Genomic DNA, 16,841 nt, shown 5'->3' on the forward strand with positions numbered 1-16,841 from the left:
CGCAAGGACTACAGGGAGCGAGCAGCGCGAGCGACCGAAGACCGCAGCTAGCCTGCGCTGTCCTCACGGCTGGGGCTTTGGACGTGTTTGCCGTCGATCTTCGGTCAGCACCCGAAGAAGGCCGAACTCGATAACACCGATCCTACATCGACTCCGGCGCCTCGACGCCCAGCACGTCGAGCGCGTTCGCCATCGTGTGCTTCGCGGCCGCGACGACGGCGACGCGGGCGTCGCGGAGCTCGTCGGTCTCGGCGGTCACGACGGGGCACTCGCGGTAGAAGGCGTTGTAGGCGTCGGCGAACTCGCGGGTGAACGTCGCGATCGTGTGCGGCTCCAGGTCGTCGGCCGCCGCCTCGATGGCGGCGGGGAAGCGGGCGACCTCCCGGAGGAGGTCCCGGGCCGCCTCGGTCTCCAAGGCGCCCGCGTCCACGTCGAGCGCGTCGGGGTCGACCGCGCCGTCGGCGTCCGCGGTCACGCCCGGCACGTCGACGCCCTCGGCCGCGGCCTCGTCGAGGATGCCGGCGCAGCGCGCGTGGACGTACTGGACGAACGGGGCCGACTGCGCCTCGAAGTCGAGCGCGTCCTCCCACTCGAAGGTGATCGCCTTGGCGGGCTGCTTCGAGACGATGTCGTACCGCACGGCGCCGATCCCGACCTGGTGGGCGATGCGCTCGACGTCCTCGTCGGTGAGGTCGTCGCCGCGGATGCGGTCGTCCATCCGGGACTCGACGGCGTCGCGGGCGCGGTCGATGGCCTCGTCGAGGAGGTCGTCGAGCATCACGCCCGTGCCCTTCCGCGTCGACATCTTCCCGTCGGGGAGGTTGACGTACGAGTAGATGACGTGGCCGAGCCGGTCGGTGTCGTTGCCGAGGAGTTCGAGGGTCGCGTCGAGCTGGTCGGCCTGGAGCTTGTGGTCCTCGCCGAGGACGGTGACGGCGCGGTCGTAGTTGTCGAACTTCCACTCGTGGTGCGCCAGGTCCCGGGTCGTGTAGAGGCTCGTGTCGTCGGAGCGCAGGAACACGAGGTTCTTGTCGATCCCCCACTCGTCGAGCTCCAGCTGCCAGGCGTCCTCCTCGTAGACGGCGTGGTCGGTCTCCTTGAGCCGCGCGGCGACGTCGTCGGTCGAGCCGTCGCGCATGAACCGCGTCTCCTTGACGAACTCGTCGAACTCGGCCGGCAGGCGGGCGAGACACTCCTTCATGCCGCCCAGCACCGCGTCGACGACCTCGCCGACGCGCTCGTAGGTCGCCTCGTCGCCGGCCTCGAGCCCCTGGAGGATCGCCTGGATCTCCGCCTCCGCGGCCTCGACCGCGTCCGGGTCGGCCTCCTCTAAGAAGGCGTTCCCCTTCCGGTAGTAGCGCACGAGGTCGTATTCCGCGCGGTCGCGGGCGGGCTCGGCGTCGAGGTCGTCCTCGTCGAACCGCTCGTACGCCCACGTGAACACCGCCATCTGCCGGCCGGCGTCGTTGACGTAGTAGTGGCGGTCGACGTCGTAGCCCGCGTACTCCATGAGGTTCGCCACGGCGTCGCCGACGATGGGGTTGCGCGCGCGGCCGACGTGGACGGGGCCGGTCGGGTTCGCGCTGGTGTGCTCGACGACGACCGAGGCGTCGCGGTCGGGGAGCGCGCCGTACGCCGGGTCGACGGCCGCCGCGTCGAGCGTGTCGGCGAGGTAGCGCTCGTTCGCGTGGAAGTTGACGTACGGCCCCGCGGTGTCGACGCGCCCGACGTAGTCCGCGTCCGCGACCGACACCGCCTCGGCGACGGTCGCCGCGACGTTCGGCGGCGCGTCGCCGACCTCGCCGGCGAGCCGGAACGCGACGCTGGAGGCGAGCGTCGCGTCCATGTCGTCCGGCGGGCGTTCGATGCCGAGGTCGTCGGTCGGGAGGTCGAGCTCGGCGAGCGCGTCCGCGAGCGCCGCCTCGACCTCTGACCGGAGCTGCCTGAACATACCGTCCGTTCGACGGGCGGGTTAAAAGGCCCTTCCGAAGCGGCCCGCGGACCCGAACAGACGGAGGGGTCGCCGGGGCCGCCGCGGCGCGCGCCGCCGACCCGTTTTCGAATCGATAATTTCCGCTCCGGCTGGACGGCTCATGGGCAAATCGTACCGGGAGATATTTTGTCTCCGGGGTTCAGACCAGGAGGTAACCATGTTCTACGGGATAGCGGCGAGACCACGACTCGACGCGATCGGTCGACGCGGACAACTGTTACGCGGGACGCGCCTTCGCACCGATGGTTGAGCACACCCGGACGCTGGACTTCAAGATCGCGTTCGCCATCGGCCTGGGGACGATGATCGCCGCCGGCATCTTCTCGCTCTCCGGCACCGCCGTCGCGGCGATCGGCTCCAGCGCCGTCATCGCGTTCGTCATCGCGGCCGTCATCGCCGGGATCACCGCCGCCGGGTACTCGGAGTTCGCCTCGATCTACTCCGAGAACGGCGGAGGGTACCTGTTCTCCTCGCGGACTTTCGAGAACGACGCGCTCGTCTACGCCATCGGCGCGATGCTCTTCCTCGGCTACACCGGGACGACGGCGTTCTACCTCGCGACGATGGACGAGTGGTTCTTCAGGTTCGTGCTCCCGGAGGCGTTCCACGTCCTCCCGCACGGGACGACGGGGGTGCTCGCCGCGCTGCTCCTCGGGACGCTGAACGCCCGGGGGACCGAGGAGAGCGGGATGTTCCAGCTGTTCGTGACGGGGGCGAAGGTGGCCGTCCTGCTGGCGTTCATCGGCGGCGCGTTCTCGTTCCGCGGCCCGTCGACGGCGGTCGGCACCTTCGCGACGAACTTTTCGGCGGACGTAGTGGGGATCGTGTCGATCGCCGCGCTGGCGTTCATCACGTTCTTCGGGTTCTCCGCCATCGCCGCCAGCGCCGGCGAGATCATCGAGCCGAAGCGGACCGTCCCGCGCGCCATCGCCGCGTCGATCATCACCGTCACCGTCCTGTACGCGCTGGTGATCGTCGCGATGGTCAACTCGCCGGTCCCCGCGGAGGTCATCGCCCGCGAGGGCGAGACCGCGATGGGCGAGGTCGCCGCCGGCTTCCTCGGCCCCATCGGGCGGTCGCTCATCGTCGCCGGCGCCATCTTCAGCATGGTCAGCGCGTCGAACGCCTCGATACTCGCCGCCAGCGGGATCGGCTCGCTGATGGGCCGCCAGGGGCAGGCCCCCCGACCCTTCTCGCGGATTCACCCGGAGTACAACACCCCGTTCTGGAGCATCGCCACCGCGACCGGCACCATCGTCTTCCTGATCGTCACGTTCATCATGCTGTTCCCGTCGGAGGGCGGCGTCCTCCCGTTCCAGATCAGCGTCCCCCTGCCCGTGGTCGGCTCCCTCGCGATCACGGAGCTGGGACTGACGACGCTGACCGGGTTCGCGACGCTGAACCTCCTGTTGCCGCTCTCGATCGTCAACCTCGCGCTCATCTACTCGCGGCGGCGCTACCCGGACATCGAGCGCGGGTTCCGAGTGCCCGGGGTCCCCCTCGTCCCGATCGTCGGCGTCCTCGCGAACCTCGGGCTGATCTACAACCTCCCGCTGAAGGGCGTCCTCGTCGGCGTCGTCCTCGTCGGGGCGCTGCTGGTCGCGTACCTGTCGTGGGGCGGGGCGCCGGCCGTCGACGAGCTGTTCGAGAAGGTGGTCGAGCCGGAGCCGGCCGCCGCCGAAGAGACGGGCGGCGGCGCGGACGCCGAGGCGAGCGACGAGGACCGGTACCGGGTGCTCGTCGCGGTCGCCCGCCCGGACAGGGCCGCGCGGTACATCAGGCTCGCCGACACCCTGGGGAAGCTCCAGCACGACACGCCCCACATCCACGTGCTGAACGTCACGCAGATCCCGGAGCAGACGCCGTCGGAGGTCGTCCGGGAGACCGCGGAGAGCCGCGTGACCCGGATCCAGGAGCTGCTGGCGGGAGAGGACCTCGACGCGGACTACACGGTCGAGGGCCACATCTGTCAGGACGTGGCGTTCGACATCCTCCAGACCGCCCGCGAGGGCGACGCCGACCAGATCCTCATGGGGTATCCCGAGGAGCACACCGACGTGGCCGAGACGATCGAGTACAAGGCGCCCTGCGGCGTGATGTTCGTGCGGGGGTTCACCGACGAGACGGACACCTCGGTCGTCAACGTCGGCGCGGGCGGCGGCCCGCACCACAAGGCGCTGCTGCCGATGGTCGAGCAGCTCGGGCGCGACGGCGCGGAACTCCACGTGGTCAGCGTCAATCCCAACGGCGGCGGCGGCCGCGCGGAGTCGGCGGACGCGACCGTCGACGGCCTCTCCGACGCCCCGGAGGTACAGATCCACAACGTCCAGGCGGCGACCGTCGCGGAGGGGTTAGTCGAGACGGCCGCCGCGAACGGCGGGATACTCGTGATCGGCGCGACCCGGACCCGCAGGCTCAGGCGCTGGGTGTTCGGGAGCACGCCCGACCGCGTGATCGACCTCGCGGACGGGGCGGGCGTCCCGGTCATCGTCTACGCCGGCGACCGCGGCGTCCAGGGGCCGATCGAGGACTACCTCTACCCCGTCTACCGCTCGCTGACCGGTCGACAGCGGACCGAGGCGCCCGCCGACGGGACGTCGACCGAGGGCAACTGACCGCGTCGGCGCGGACCCTCCGGTGACGGGCAGGGACTCACTGCCGCTTCTCGACGTGTTCCAGGACGGTCTCGCGGTCCGGAAGCTCCAGCGTGTGTTCCCGTTCCGCGCCGCACCGGGGGCAGGCGTGCGTGTACACGATGTCCGCCCCGTCGGCCTCGGCGTCCCACGCGCCGTCTTCGTCCTCGAACCCGCACGCCGGGCAGACGAGTTCCTCGTGGTCGTAGTGCTCCTTGAGCCGTTCGAACGGGGAGCGGCTGCGATCCGATGCCATACGCGACGCTCTGTTTTCGAACCACAAAAAATTACCCCGCGTTAGTGCGGTATGCGTATTTGAGTCGTTTCGAATCCGCGTTTCTCGAAACGATCCTCGGCCACGAGGCGCCGTCGTGTGAGGGGCAAAACGTCTTTGACCGGATAGCCAGTAGCTGGGGCCATGACGTACCGCCCCGACGAGATCGACCGTCGGATCCTCTACTACTTGGGGATGAACGCGAGGGACACGTCCGCGCCGATGATCGCCGAGGAGGTGGACGTCACCCCCGCGACGGTCCGCAACCGCATCAACCGACTGGAGGAGCAGGGAGTCATCCGGGGGTACCACGCCGACATCGACTACGAGAACTCGAACGGCAAGGTGACGACGCAGTTCACCTGTACGGCCCCCGTGAGCAAGCGGTCGGCGCTCGCCAACGAGGCGCTGTCGACCCCGGGAGTGATCCAGGTCCGAGAGCTCCTCGCCGGGCAGGAGAACCTCGTGGTCACCGCCGTCGGCGAGGACACGACGGACATCAACCGCATCGCGCAGCAGCTCTCGTCGGCCGGGGTGACCATCGAGCGCGAGGACATCGTCCTCGACGAGACGTTCCAGCCGTACCACGAGTTCGCCCCGGAGGAGGACCGGGCCCCGTCGGCGGTGACCGACTTCCAGACCGTCGTCGGCGGCGGGGAGGTCGTGGAGTTCACCGTCTCGGAAAACAGCGACGTGGCCGGACTCTCGCTGGAGACCGCCAACCAGCGGGACCTGTTGTCAGACGAGGTGCTGGTCGTGGGGATCGAGCGGGACGGCGACCACATCGCGCCGAACGGCGACACGCGGATCAAGCCGGGCGACCTCGTCTCGGTGTTCTCGCCGGAGGCGCTCCCGGAGCGGCTCGTCGACGCCTTCGACGGCGACCCCCGGCCCGCGAACGAGCGGGCGTGATCGGCCGGGTCCGTCCCGTCGCCCCGGGGCGGCGGGCGAAGCCGCGACCGGCTCCGCAGCGCCCGACCGCTCTCTACTCGACTATCTCGTCGATGAGCTCCCGCGCGCTCCGCCGGACCGCCTCGTCGCTCTCGATCGACGGCTCCCACCCCAGGGCGGACAGCTTCTCGATCGACAGCCGCATCTTCGGCACGTCCCCGGTCCAGCCGCGGTCGCCGCCCGTGTAGCTGTACGCGGGGTCGACGCCCAGCTCCTCGCTGACGACGTCGGCGATCCGGGTCACCGAGGTGGTCGTCCGCGTCCCGAGGTTGTAGACGTTCAGGTCGTCGTCCGCGTGTTCGACGACGTGCTGGATCGCGTCGACGCACTCGGTGACGTGCATGTACGACTTCTCCTGACGGCCGTCGCCGAGGATCTCCAGTTCCGTCGGGTCGTCGTCGAGCTTCTGGATGAAGTCGGGGATCACGTTGCCGCGCTGGCGCGGGCCGACGATGTTCGCGAAGCGGAACACCCACGACCGGATCCCGTAGGAGTGCGCGAACGTCGAGATCAGCGCCTCGTCCGCGAGCTTCGCGGAGCCGTACATCGAGATCGGTTCGAGCGGGGCGTAGTCCTCGGGCGTCGGCCGCGGCGCCTCGCCGTACACGGTCGACGAGGAGGTGAACGCGAACCGGTCGACGCCGACCTCGCGCATCCGTTCCAAGACGTTGTACGTCATCGCGGTGTTCTCCTCGAACAGCGCGCGGTCGTCGTCGTAGTTCGTGTCGGTGTACGCCGCGAAGTGGAAGACCGCGTCGAGGTCGGCGGTGACCGCGCGGGCGACGGCGTCGGGATCGGTCACGTCCGCCTCGACGAACTCGGCGCCGTCGGGGACGCGGTCGCGAGTCCCCTTCGAGAGGTCGTCGGCGACGCGGACGGTCGCGCCGCGGTCGAGCAGGGCGGCCGCGAGGTGGCTCCCGACGAGCCCGGCGCCCCCGGTGACGAGGACGCGCGAATCGGCGAGGTTCATACGGGGTCGTCGGCGGTCGCGAATAAGTAGGTGTGGAATCGGAACGGAGGACGGGCAGGGCGGAGCGGGCGCGACGCGACCTTACAGGTTCTCGAACGCCTCGTCGACGAGCTCGCCCGTGGTGGCGACGATGTCCGCCATCTCGTCGTCGTCCGGCGCCATGCCCACGAGCCGAGCGATGCGCATGATGGAGACGTGGTAGACGCGCTGCGTGCCGGGCTCCTCCTCCCAGACGACGACGTTACAGGCCATCAGCGCGCCGAGCTTGTTGTCCGTCGCGTCGAGGGCGCGGTCGGCGACCTCGGGGTTGCACGCGCCCAGCACGTAGTAGGGGTCGCGACCCGCGTCGACCTTCTCGTTGAGCATCTCGGACGGCGAGAACTCGACTGGGACGCCGAAGCCGGCGTCGGTGAACACGTCGCGGACGTGTTCGATCGCCTCCTCGTGGTCCATCTCGAGGGTGGTCTGTTGCTCGCCGATGTCGTCCGGGTCGATCTGGGTCGGGTCGATCGGAAGCGTCATTCGTGTATCGTCTTGGGCCTACGTAACAAATACCCTTTGGATAGCGACCCGAAAATTCGAGCGAAACGCCGACCGAACCGCGTCTGCGTCACCGCGGCCGATATAGTCTTGTGCTGTTCGGGAACATCTTTAACCGCCTCCGCCACCCTACCGCCCGGTACGATGACCGCGTCAGTGCGCGAGGACCTCGAACGCGACATGGAGTGGCCGGACGCCCTGGAGTGTATCCACGGGCTCAACGACCGAGACCAGACGGTCTTCCGGGCGCTCCAACAGGCGGACGAGTGGCTCACCGTCGACGACGTGGCGGACCGGCTCGGCTGCGAGCGGTCGACGGCGCACCGGTCGATATCGCGACTGGTCGAGTTCGACCTCGTCGTCCGGCGACAGGTGAACTACGACCACGGCGGCTACTACTACGTGTACCGCCCGCAGGCGCCGGAGGCGATCGCCCGCGAGATGCGGCGGCTCCTCAACAGCTGGTACGCGACCGTCGGCCGGCTCGTTCAGGAGTTCGAGGACCGGTACGGTCGAGAGCCGGACGGGAGCGAGGACCGGCCGACGCCGCCCGACCCTTGAGGCGTGAGCTGACGAACCCCCGTCCGCCACACTATATTGTGTGATATATACAAAACAGCTAAACCGCCGGGGACCGAACGGGACGGTATGGCCGAAGACACGGGCGCGTCGCGGCCGACGCCCGCCGGCGACGCTCCCGCCGAGTACGTGCGAGGCAACCGGGAGGGGCTGGTCTCGCTGGCCCTCGACCTGCTCGCCGTCGACACGTCGAACCCGCCCGGCGACACGCGGGAGGTCGTCGCCGCCGTCGAGCGGTTCCTCGACCCGCTCCCGGTCGAGGTCGAGCGGGTCGCCGTCGACCCGGCGAAGCCGAACCTGCTCGTGCGGGTCCCCGGCGACGCCGACCGCACGCTGCTGTTCAACGGGCACCTCGACACGGTGCCGTTCGACGCCGACGCGTGGACGCGCGACCCGCTCGGCGAGCGCGCCGACGGCCGGGTCTACGGCCGGGGCGCGACCGACATGAAGGGCGCCGTGGCGTCGCTGCTGTTCGCGCTCCGGGCCTTCGCCGCGACCGACACGGAGCCGCCCGTCGACCTCCTGTTCGCCCTCGTGAGCGACGAGGAGGTGGGCGGCGACGCCGGGCTGCCGGCGCTGCTCGACGCGGGAGCGCTCGACGCGGACGCGTGCGTGATCGGCGAGCCGACCTGCGAGGCGGGGCGTCACTCCGTCACGGTCGCCGACCGGGGCAGCATCTGGCTGACGCTCGAAGCGGCGGGCGAGGCGGCGCACGGCTCCCGCCCGGCCCTCGGCGTCAACGCCGTCGACCGGCTCTACGCCGCCGTAGAGCGGATCCGCGAGCGGTTCGGCGGCGAGCGGCTGGCGATCGACGCCGAGGTGGAGCCGATCGTCGAGGAGTCGGTCGCGTACTACGCCCCGTCGATGGGCGAGGCGGCCGCCCGGGAGCTGTTCCGGTACCCGTCGATCAACCTCGGCGTCTTCGAGGGCGGCGACGCGGTGAACGCCGTCCCGGGCTCCGCGCGCGCCGAGGTCGACGTGCGGCTCACCGCGGGCGTCCACACGCCCGACGTACTCGCCGGGATCCGGGAGTGCGTCGCCGGCTGTGAGGGGATCACGATCGCCGACGTCTCCTGGAGCGTCGGCACCGCCGAAGACCCCGAGGGCCCGCTCGTCGAGGCCGTCGCGTCGACGGCCGCGGGCGTCACCGGGGACCGCGTCTTCAGGCGGAGCGCGACGGGCGGCGGCGACGCCAAGAAGCTCCGGAACGCCGGGATATCGACCGTCGAGTTCGCGCTCGGGACCGACACCGCCCACGCGCCCGACGAGCACGTCCCGGTCGACGCGCTCGTCGACAACGCGGTCGTCTACGCCCGGCTCCCGGCGGCGTGGCGGGCCCGGATCGACGGGTAGCCGCCGGCGGAGAGTGGGGTGACCGCCGACCTGTCGGTCCCGGACCGCGTGAGAAAGACATAGATACTGGAATAGTGTACTTGTGGATATGAAGTACAACACTGAGTCGACGAGGGGGCGGCTCCGCGGGGGCGGCGCGCTCGACGCGCCGGCCGCCGGGGCCGACCGACCGCGACGCCCGCACCGCTCACCGGACGCCGACGCGGCGACCGCCCGCTGACGATGGACCGGTTTCGGAACACCGGCCAGCCCGACTGGGACTGGTGGGGGAAGCTCTGGCCGACGCCGGGCGCGACGCTCCGGGAACTCGGGCTCGCGGCCGGGCGGTCCGTCGCCGAGGTCGGCTGCGGGAGCGGCTACTTCGCGCTCCCGGCCGCCCGGATCGCCGAGCCGGCGCCGGTGTACGCGGTCGACGTGGACGAGGCGCTGCTCGCCGAGCTGACCTCGCTCGCCGAGCGGCAGGCGGTCGGGAACGTCGTCCCGGTCCGCGGCGACGCCCGGAACCTGACCGAGCTCCTCCCGGAGCCGGTCGACGCGCTCGTCGTGGCGAACACCCTCCACGGCGTCGACGACCGGACCGGGTTCCTCGGGGAGGCGTTCGACGCGGTCGAGCCCGGCGGGAGCCTGATCGTCGTCAACTGGCGCGACCGCCCGCGCGAGGCGACGACCGTCGGGGGCGAGGCCCGCGGCCCGCCGACGGCGCTGCGGATGTCCCCCGAAGAGACCGAGGAGGCCGTCCGGCGAGCCGCGGCGTTCGAACTCGACCGGCGGGTCGACCTGCCGCCGTACCACTACGCGCTGGTGTTCGATCGGTAGCCGCACGGCCGCGGCCGCCACCGGTCCGTGCCGAACAGCGTATTTTAGAATAATGGAATTTACGCACAAGTCTAATAGGCTGCCGCCGCAACCGTCGCGTGTGAGACAGCCATGACCGACATCGAACCCGACGACACCGTCGACGCCAGAGGCGCAGCCTGCCCCGGTCCCCTGATGGACCTCATCGGCGCGATGCGGGGCGCCGAGCCCGGGGCCGTCGTCCGGCTCCTGAGCGACAACGAGCAGTCGCTCACCGACGTGCCCGAGTGGGCCGAGGAGGCCGGCAACGAGCTACTCGCCGTCGAGGAGCTCGACGACCACGCCGCGTTCTACGTGGAGAAGGCATGACCGAACGCATCGTCATCCTCGGCGGCGGGACCGGCGGCACCGTGCTCGCCAACGACCTCGCCGACCGGCTCGGCCCGGAGCTCGACGCCGGCGACGTGGAGGTCACCCTGATCAACGACGGCCCCGACCACGTCTACAAGCCCGTCTGGCTGTACGTCCCGTTCGGCGAGCGCGAACCGGCGGACGGTCGCCGCGCGCTCGACGACCTGATCGACGACGCGGTCGACCTCCGGATCGGTCGCGTGTCCGAGATCGACACGGACGCGCAGGAGCTCCGGTTCGACGGGACCGCGCCCGCGGCGGAGTACGACCACCTCGTGCTGGCGACGGGGTCGACGCTGAGACCCGAGCGGATCCCCGGGCTCGCCGAGGGCGGGCACAATTACTACAGCGAGTCGGGCGCGACCGCCCTGCGCGACGAGCTGCTGGAGTTCACCGAGGGCGAGATCGTGTTGAGCGTCGTCGGGACGCCCCACATGTGTCCCGCGGCGCCGCTGGAGTTCGTCTTCATGGTCGACGACTGGTTCCGCGAGCGCGGCCTGCGCGAGGACGTCGGGATCACCTACACGTACCCGATCCAGCGCGTCCACGGGAACCCCCACATCGCCGAGTGGGCCCGCCCCATCATGGAGGAGCGGGACATCGCCGTGGAGACGTTCTTCAACGCGGAGTCGGTCGACCCCGAGGCGGAGACGATCACGTCGATGGAGGGGACCGAGCTCGGCTACGACCTCCTCGTGTCGATCCCGCCCCACGGCGGCGTCGACCTGATCGAGGCGGCCGGGCTCGGCGACGACGGCTGGGTCGACGTCGACAAGCACACCTTGGAGGCCGAGGCCGCGGAGAACGTGTACGCGCTCGGCGACACCGCGGACACCGGCGTCCCGAACGCGGGCAGCGTGGCCCACTACCAGGCCGGCGTCGTCGGGCGGCGCCTCGCCAGCGAGGTCCGCGGACGCCCGCCCACGGCGACGTACGACGGGAAGACCCTGTGCTTCATCGAGACGGGGATGGACGCCGCCTCGTTCGTCGAGTTCGACTACGAGCGCCCGCCGTCGCCCGCGCCGCCGTCGGAGAAGCTCCACTGGTCGAAGCTGGCGTACAACGAGTCCTACTGGCTCACCGCGCGGGGGCTGCTCTGACCATGTCCGAGACGGAAGCGCCCGAGTCGACCGACCTCGAGGCGGCGATCGCGGAGAACCCGGAGGCGGTCGCCGCGTTCGTGGAGCGGCTCGACGCCGTCAACGAGCTGCTGGACGTGCTCGCGTTGGGCGAGGGCGCGCTCTCCGACGAGATGGTCCGCGAGCTCTCGGCCACGGGGGCGACGCTCGCGGAGTCCGCCGACGGCCTCGCCACCGACGAGACCGCGGCGCTGGCCGAGGCGGTCGGCGAGAACGGCGACGACCTGCGGGCGGCGCTCGACACGCTGCTCGAGCTCCAGCGAAGTGGGACCCTCGACGAGCTGGCGGAAGTCGCCGAGGTCGGGTCGCTGGCGACCGCGGCCCTCGACGACGAGATGGTCGCGTCGCTGGCCGGCACCGGCGCCGCGCTCGGCGAGGTGGCGCAGACCGCGGCCGACGACGACACCCGCGACGGCGTCGAGACGCTGCTGAAGGGCGTCGGCGAGGCGGAGCGCGAGCCGCCGGAACGGGTCGGCGCCGTCGGGCTGCTCCGCGGCGTGCGCGACCCGGAGGTCCAGTACGGGCTGGGCTACCTGCTCGCGGTGGCGAGCGCGATCGGTCGCGAGCGCGCCGACCGCGAGCGCACCGCTGGGGGGTCGCAGTAACGGGGAACGCTTTTCGAGAATCGGAACCGGGCGTTCGCTTCGCGGCGGTCAGACGAGCAGCTGGATGTCCGCCTCGGCCATGTCTTGGAGCGCGGTGGCGGCGCCGACGCCCGTGGTGACGCCGTCGTAGAAGTCGTCCTCGTCGTAGTCCATCAGGTCGATGGTCATCTGACAGGCCTGGAACTCCACGCCCATGTCGAGGCTCGTCTCGAGGAGCTCCTCGATCGTGGCGGTGTCGTTGTCCGCGATCCGGCGCTCCATCATCTTCGTCGTGACGCGGTCCATCCCGGGGAGCGCGGCGACCGCGTTGGGAACGGGCATGTTGGGGTTGCCGACGGAGCTGAGCTTGAGGCGCTTCGACCGCTCCTCGTGGAGGATGTCGAGCCCCCAGAACGTGTGGAAGACGGTCACCTCGTAGCCGAACGCGGCCGCGGTGCTGGCGAGGATGAGCGGCGGGTACGCCATGTCGAGCGTCCCCTTGGTGGCGATGATGCTCATCTTCTTGCCGCCGTCGTCGGTGGCCTCGGCGAGCGCGTCCTCGAGCTCGTCGACGCGCGCGGCCAGCTCCGCGCGGGAGGGCGCGTCGTCGGTCGACGCGTCCTCGGCCGACGCGTCGTCGCCCGGGGGGTCGGATGTGTCCGTGCTCATCGTTACGCCGTCTTGCGGACGTAGTGTTTGTACACGTCGTCGCCCTCCGTCTGGTCGAGGAGCTCGACCCCCGCGGTGCCGTCGGCCCACCCGTCGATGTCGCTCATGCTGCCGGGGTCGGTCGCGAGCACTTCGAGGACCTCGCCCTCCGCGAGGCCGTCGATGGCGGACTTGGTCTTCACCACTGGCATGGGGCACGATGCGCCTTTCACGTCGAGCGTCTCCGCGATGTCGAATTCGGCACTCATTGTGTGTCTGCTCCGGAGTCTGTATTGGAGCTATCGCACAATACCCCCCGGTGAAGTAAAACTGTGTCGGTTCTTGGGAATTCTACTAACTACTGTATAACGCCGAACCGGTTAAGACGGTTCACAAGAGCGGTAACGGCGGACCCACCCGCATATGTCCGAATCTACGGGCAAGTAGTATTGCTTAGAAAAGGAAATACTATGAAAATGCTTTTGTGCGTCGGTCCGGTAGGAGCGACTGCGAAACATGAACGCCGACGACTTTCCGACTCCGGACGTCGACGTCGACTCCGTCGACCCGGACTCGCTCAAAGGCCGAATCGACGCCGGCGAGGACGTCACGATCCTCGACGCGCGCATGCGGTCCGACTACGAGGAGTGGCGCATCGACGGCGAGACCGTCACGTCGATCAACGTCCCGTACTTCGAGTTCCTCGACGACGAGATCGACGACGAGGTCCTCGACCGGATCCCCGACGACCGCGAGGTGACCGTGCTCTGTGCGAAGGGCGGCGCCAGCGAGTACGTCGCGGGCACGCTCGCGGAGCGGGGCTACGACGTCGACCACCTCGAGGACGGGATGAACGGCTGGGCGAGCATCTACGACGCCGTCGAGGTCGAGCGGTACGACGGCGCCGGCACACTCGTCCAGTACCAGCGCCCCTCCTCGGGCTGTCTCGGCTACCTCCTCTACGACGGCGGCGAGGCCGCGATCATCGACCCGCTGCGCGCCTTCACCGACCGCTACCTCGCCGACGCCGACGACCTCGGCGTCGAACTGAAGTACGCGATCGACACGCACGTCCACGCCGACCACATCTCGGGCGTGCGCGACCTCGACGCCCGCGGCGTCGAGGGCGTCATCCCCGCGGCCGCCGTCGACCGCGGCGTCACGTACGCCGACGAGCTGACCACGGCCGACGACGGCGACGCGTTCGCGGTCGGCGACGCCACCGTCGAGGCCGTCTACACCCCCGGCCACACGACCGGGATGACCTCCTACCTCGTCGACGGGAGCCTGCTCGCGACCGGCGACGGGCTGTTCGTCGAGAGCGTCGCCCGCCCCGACCTCGAAGAGGGCGACGAGGGCGCCCCCGACGCCGCGCGGCTGCTGTACGAGTCGCTCCAGGAGCGCGTCCTGACGCTGCCAGACGACACGCTCGTCGGCGGCGCGCACTTCAGCGACGCGGCCGTCCCGGCCGACGACGGCACCTACACGGCGCCCATCGGCGACCTCGTCGAGGAGATGGACGCGCTCACGATGGACGAGGACGACTTCGTCGACCTGGTCCTCGCGGACATGCCGCCGCGCCCGGCCAACTACGAGGACATCATCGCGACGAACCTCGGGCGGAACGCCGTCGACGACGAGGAGGCGTTCACCCTGGAGCTCGGCCCGAACAACTGCGCCGCCAGCCAGGACTCGCTCGCGGGTGACTGACGACGCCGATGGTCGCTGACCCAGTACTGCTGCAGGCGGTCGCCGACCTGTTCCCGAACGGGATCAGCCGGTACGCCGTCGGGGGGCTGCTCGTCGGCCTCGGTACCGTCGTCATCTACGCCGGGACCGGCATCCCGGCCGGGGCGAGCACGTTCCTCGAATCGACGCTGTCGTACGTCTCCGACCGGTCGCGGTTCCAGCGGTACGTCGGCTCGCGCGACTGGCGGCTCGTGTTCACGGCCGGGATCGTCCTAGGCGCGCTCGCGTTCGCCGCGACGGTCCAGTCCGGCGCGATCGCGACCTCGCTGTACGAGCCCGGAACGACCGGCCGGCTCTACGAGGTCGCCGGCGTGACGCTGTGGACGACCGACGTCCAGCCGTGGCGGCTGTTCGTCGGCGGGATCCTGGTCGGTATCGGGACCCGGATCGGCAAGGGGTGCACCTCGGGCCACGGCGTCTGCGGCGTCGGCTCGGCGTCGCGGACGTCGCTCGTCGGCGTCGCGACGTTCCTGACCGTGGCGATCGGGACCGCGCAGGTCGTCGCCGCGCTGGGGGTGAGCCCGTAGATGGCGGACCGGCATCCCCTGTTCAAGCCGCTGGTGTTCGTCGGCGGGCTCGTCTTCGGCTTCGGGCTCGGCTTCAGCCACATGGCCCGGCCGGAGGTCGTGTTGAACTTCCTCCAGTTCGAGGACCTCGGGCTCCCGTTCGTGATGTTCGGGGCCGCGATCGTCTCGGGGGTCGCGTTCGCGCTGCTGCCGCGGATCCGAGACGCGGCGCCGCTCACGGGGAGCCCCTACGAGCGCCGGCTGAAGCCGTTCGACCGGAACGTGCTCGTCGGCGGGGCCGTCTTCGGCGTCGGCTGGGGGCTCTCCGGCATCTGCCCGGGCGCGGCGTACGCGAGCCTCGGGGTCGGCAACGTCGCGATCCTCTGGGCGCTCGGCGGCATGTTCGTCGGCGCGTACGCGCAGGGGTACTGGCGGAGCCGGAGCGAGTCGCGCGACGCCGCCCCGGCGGGCGCGGACTGAGACGCCGCCCCCATGGACCTCGCCTTCCTCGCCCTCTTCGCCGGCGCCGCGCTCGCGAGCCTGTTCATGGCGTGGGTGATCGGCGCCGGGTCGAGCGGCGCGACCCCGTTCGCCCCCGCCGTGGGCGCGAACGCCGTCTCGACGATGCGGGCCGCCCTCCTCGTCGGCGTCTTCGGCTTCGCCGGCGCCGTCACTCAGGGCGGGAACGTCTCGGAGGCCGTCGGCAGCGGCCTCGTGGGCGGGATCAGCCTGCCCGTCGCCGGCGTCATCCTCGTGCTCCTGCTGGGCGCGGGGCTGATGGCGGTCGGCATCACCACCGGGATCCCGATCGCGACCGCGTTCACCGTGACCGGCGCCGTCGTCGGCGTCGGCCTCGCGCTCGGCGGGACGCCGGTCTGGGCGAAGTACCAACAGATCGGCGCCGTCTGGATCCTGACGCCGTTCGTCGGCGGCGGGATCGCGTTCGGGATCGCCAGCGTGCTCCCGCGGTCCGGCGTCCCCGAGCGGTACAGCGTGGCGGCGCTCGCCGGGCTCGTCGGCGCCGTCCTCGCGAACGTCCGGTTCAGTTTTCTCGGCGAGGGGGCCGCGCCGGGGACCGTCCGCGGACTCGCGCAACGCGCCCTCTCGGTCGACGGACTCGCGTCGGCGGTCGCGGTCACCGGCCTCGCGGCGCTGGGCATCGCCGCCGTCGTCTGGTGGGATGTGCGCCGCGACGAGTCGGGAGGGCTGCGGCGCGTGCTGCTCGCGCTCGGGTCGCTCGTCGCGTTCTCCGCCGGCGGGAGTCAGGTCGGCCTGGCCGTCGGGCCGCTGCTGCCGCTGCTCGACGGGGTCGGGACGGTCTCGACGACGGCCGTCCTCGTCGGCGGCGGGGTCGGGATGCTGGTCGGCTCGTGGACCGGCGCGCCGCGGATGATCAAGTCGCTGGCGCGGGACTACTCCTCGCTCGGGCCGCGGCGCTCCATCTCGGCGCTCGTCCCCTCCTTCCTGATCGCGCAGGTGGCGGTGCTGCTCGGGGTCCCCGTCTCGTTCAACGAGATCGTCGTGAGCGCGATCATCGGGAGCGGCGCGGCCGTGGGGGGTCGCGACGCGGTGGACGCGCGGAAGATCCTCGCGACGGTGGGCGCGTGGGCGGGCTCGTTCGCCCTCTCGTTCGCGCTCGCGTACGCCGTCGCGGTCGCGGTCTTGTGATCGCGGTGTCGTAACCTCCCGGCGGCGACTCCGCGGTTCGCTTTTCCG

At 70.7% G+C, this 16,841-nt stretch carries 19 protein-coding genes; 13 read left to right on the plus strand and 6 right to left on the minus strand.

Annotation, left to right across the window (positions count from 1 at the left end; genetic code table 11):
• Positions 1–142: 142 nt before the first annotated feature.
• On the minus strand, positions 143–1,951 hold the full coding sequence (argS, locus tag HPS36_RS05805; protein ID WP_173229067.1) for an arginine--tRNA ligase: 1,809 nt from the start codon (positions 1,949–1,951) through the stop codon (positions 143–145).
• A gap of 284 nt (positions 1,952–2,235) precedes the next feature.
• On the opposite strand from argS, the gene HPS36_RS05810 reads away from it, so the two are divergent.
• Positions 2,236–4,608 carry an amino acid permease gene (locus tag HPS36_RS05810; RefSeq protein WP_173229069.1) on the plus strand — a complete coding sequence of 791 codons (2,373 nt, stop codon included), beginning with the start codon at positions 2,236–2,238 and terminating at the stop codon, positions 4,606–4,608.
• A gap of 37 nt (positions 4,609–4,645) precedes the next feature.
• Here HPS36_RS05810 and HPS36_RS05815 read toward each other — a convergent pair whose 3' ends face one another.
• The gene (locus tag HPS36_RS05815; RefSeq protein ID WP_173229071.1) at positions 4,646–4,882 is read right to left on the minus strand and encodes an HVO_0649 family zinc finger protein; all 237 of its coding nucleotides are present in this window, start codon (positions 4,880–4,882) and stop codon (positions 4,646–4,648) included.
• 162 nt (positions 4,883–5,044) lie between these two features.
• On the opposite strand from HPS36_RS05815, the gene HPS36_RS05820 reads away from it, so the two are divergent.
• On the plus strand, positions 5,045–5,812 hold the full coding sequence (locus HPS36_RS05820) for an Lrp/AsnC family transcriptional regulator (protein ID WP_173229073.1): 768 nt from the start codon (positions 5,045–5,047) through the stop codon (positions 5,810–5,812).
• A 73-nt stretch (positions 5,813–5,885) separates the two neighbouring features.
• Here the strand turns inward: HPS36_RS05820 and HPS36_RS05825 are convergent, their stop codons facing one another.
• Both HPS36_RS05825 and HPS36_RS05830 read right to left on the minus strand, forming a co-directional pair.
• Positions 5,886–6,821, minus strand: a complete 936-nt coding sequence (locus HPS36_RS05825) for an NAD-dependent epimerase/dehydratase family protein (protein WP_173229075.1) — start codon at positions 6,819–6,821, stop codon at positions 5,886–5,888.
• An 81-nt stretch (positions 6,822–6,902) separates the two neighbouring features.
• Complete coding sequence (locus HPS36_RS05830; RefSeq protein ID WP_137717580.1) at positions 6,903–7,343, minus strand: DUF302 domain-containing protein; 441 nt, start codon at positions 7,341–7,343, stop codon at positions 6,903–6,905.
• A gap of 162 nt (positions 7,344–7,505) precedes the next feature.
• Between HPS36_RS05830 and HPS36_RS05835 the strand changes: the two genes are divergently transcribed.
• The 7 genes from HPS36_RS05835 (at position 7,506) to HPS36_RS05860 (ending at position 12,243) form a co-directional block, all read left to right on the plus strand.
• Positions 7,506–7,922 (plus strand): helix-turn-helix domain-containing protein, encoded by a 417-nt coding sequence (locus HPS36_RS05835; RefSeq protein WP_173229077.1) that lies wholly within the window; start codon positions 7,506–7,508, stop codon positions 7,920–7,922.
• A gap of 87 nt (positions 7,923–8,009) precedes the next feature.
• Positions 8,010–9,293 (plus strand): M20 family metallopeptidase, encoded by a 1,284-nt coding sequence (locus HPS36_RS05840; protein WP_173229079.1) that lies wholly within the window; start codon positions 8,010–8,012, stop codon positions 9,291–9,293.
• A gap of 88 nt (positions 9,294–9,381) precedes the next feature.
• On the plus strand, positions 9,382–9,513 hold the full coding sequence (locus tag HPS36_RS16985; protein ID WP_268898304.1) for a hypothetical protein: 132 nt from the start codon (positions 9,382–9,384) through the stop codon (positions 9,511–9,513).
• 2 nt (positions 9,514–9,515) lie between these two features.
• Positions 9,516–10,109 (plus strand): class I SAM-dependent methyltransferase, encoded by a 594-nt coding sequence (locus HPS36_RS05845; protein ID WP_173229081.1) that lies wholly within the window; start codon positions 9,516–9,518, stop codon positions 10,107–10,109.
• A 111-nt stretch (positions 10,110–10,220) separates the two neighbouring features.
• Positions 10,221–10,457: a sulfurtransferase TusA family protein gene (locus HPS36_RS05850; RefSeq protein ID WP_173229083.1), complete on the plus strand. Its 237-nt coding sequence runs from the start codon at positions 10,221–10,223 to the stop codon at positions 10,455–10,457.
• Positions 10,454–11,599 carry an NAD(P)/FAD-dependent oxidoreductase gene (locus HPS36_RS05855; protein WP_173229084.1) on the plus strand — a complete coding sequence of 382 codons (1,146 nt, stop codon included), beginning with the start codon at positions 10,454–10,456 and terminating at the stop codon, positions 11,597–11,599. Before HPS36_RS05850 ends, HPS36_RS05855 begins: the two co-directional genes overlap by 4 nt.
• 2 nt (positions 11,600–11,601) lie before the next feature.
• Complete coding sequence (locus HPS36_RS05860; RefSeq protein ID WP_173229086.1) at positions 11,602–12,243, plus strand: DUF1641 domain-containing protein; 642 nt, start codon at positions 11,602–11,604, stop codon at positions 12,241–12,243.
• 48 nt (positions 12,244–12,291) lie between these two features.
• Here the strand turns inward: HPS36_RS05860 and HPS36_RS05865 are convergent, their stop codons facing one another.
• Together HPS36_RS05865 and HPS36_RS05870 are read right to left on the minus strand one after the other, a co-directional pair.
• Complete coding sequence (locus tag HPS36_RS05865; protein WP_173229088.1) at positions 12,292–12,891, minus strand: DsrE/DsrF/DrsH-like family protein; 600 nt, start codon at positions 12,889–12,891, stop codon at positions 12,292–12,294.
• Positions 12,892–12,893: 2 nt separating this feature from the next.
• The gene (locus HPS36_RS05870; RefSeq protein ID WP_121563529.1) at positions 12,894–13,139 is read right to left on the minus strand and encodes a sulfurtransferase TusA family protein; all 246 of its coding nucleotides are present in this window, start codon (positions 13,137–13,139) and stop codon (positions 12,894–12,896) included.
• Positions 13,140–13,386: 247 nt separating this feature from the next.
• On the opposite strand from HPS36_RS05870, the gene HPS36_RS05875 reads away from it, so the two are divergent.
• From HPS36_RS05875 to HPS36_RS05890, 4 genes are read left to right on the plus strand one after another with little or no spacing between them, the layout of a single operon-like run.
• Entirely contained in the window at positions 13,387–14,580 is a 1,194-nt protein-coding gene (locus HPS36_RS05875; protein WP_173229090.1) for an MBL fold metallo-hydrolase, read from the plus strand.
• Positions 14,581–14,588: 8 nt separating this feature from the next.
• Entirely contained in the window at positions 14,589–15,146 is a 558-nt protein-coding gene (locus tag HPS36_RS05880) for a YeeE/YedE family protein (RefSeq protein WP_173229092.1), read from the plus strand.
• The gene (locus HPS36_RS05885; RefSeq protein WP_173229094.1) at positions 15,147–15,605 is read left to right on the plus strand and encodes a YeeE/YedE family protein; all 459 of its coding nucleotides are present in this window, start codon (positions 15,147–15,149) and stop codon (positions 15,603–15,605) included.
• Between the two features lie 12 nt (positions 15,606–15,617).
• A complete protein-coding gene (locus HPS36_RS05890; protein ID WP_173229096.1) occupies positions 15,618–16,793 on the plus strand; it encodes an inorganic phosphate transporter in 1,176 nt (391 codons plus the stop codon).
• Positions 16,794–16,841 lie beyond the last annotated feature (48 nt).

Source organism: Halorubrum salinarum (assembly GCF_013267195.1).
GTDB lineage: Archaea > Halobacteriota > Halobacteria > Halobacteriales > Haloferacaceae > Halorubrum > Halorubrum salinarum.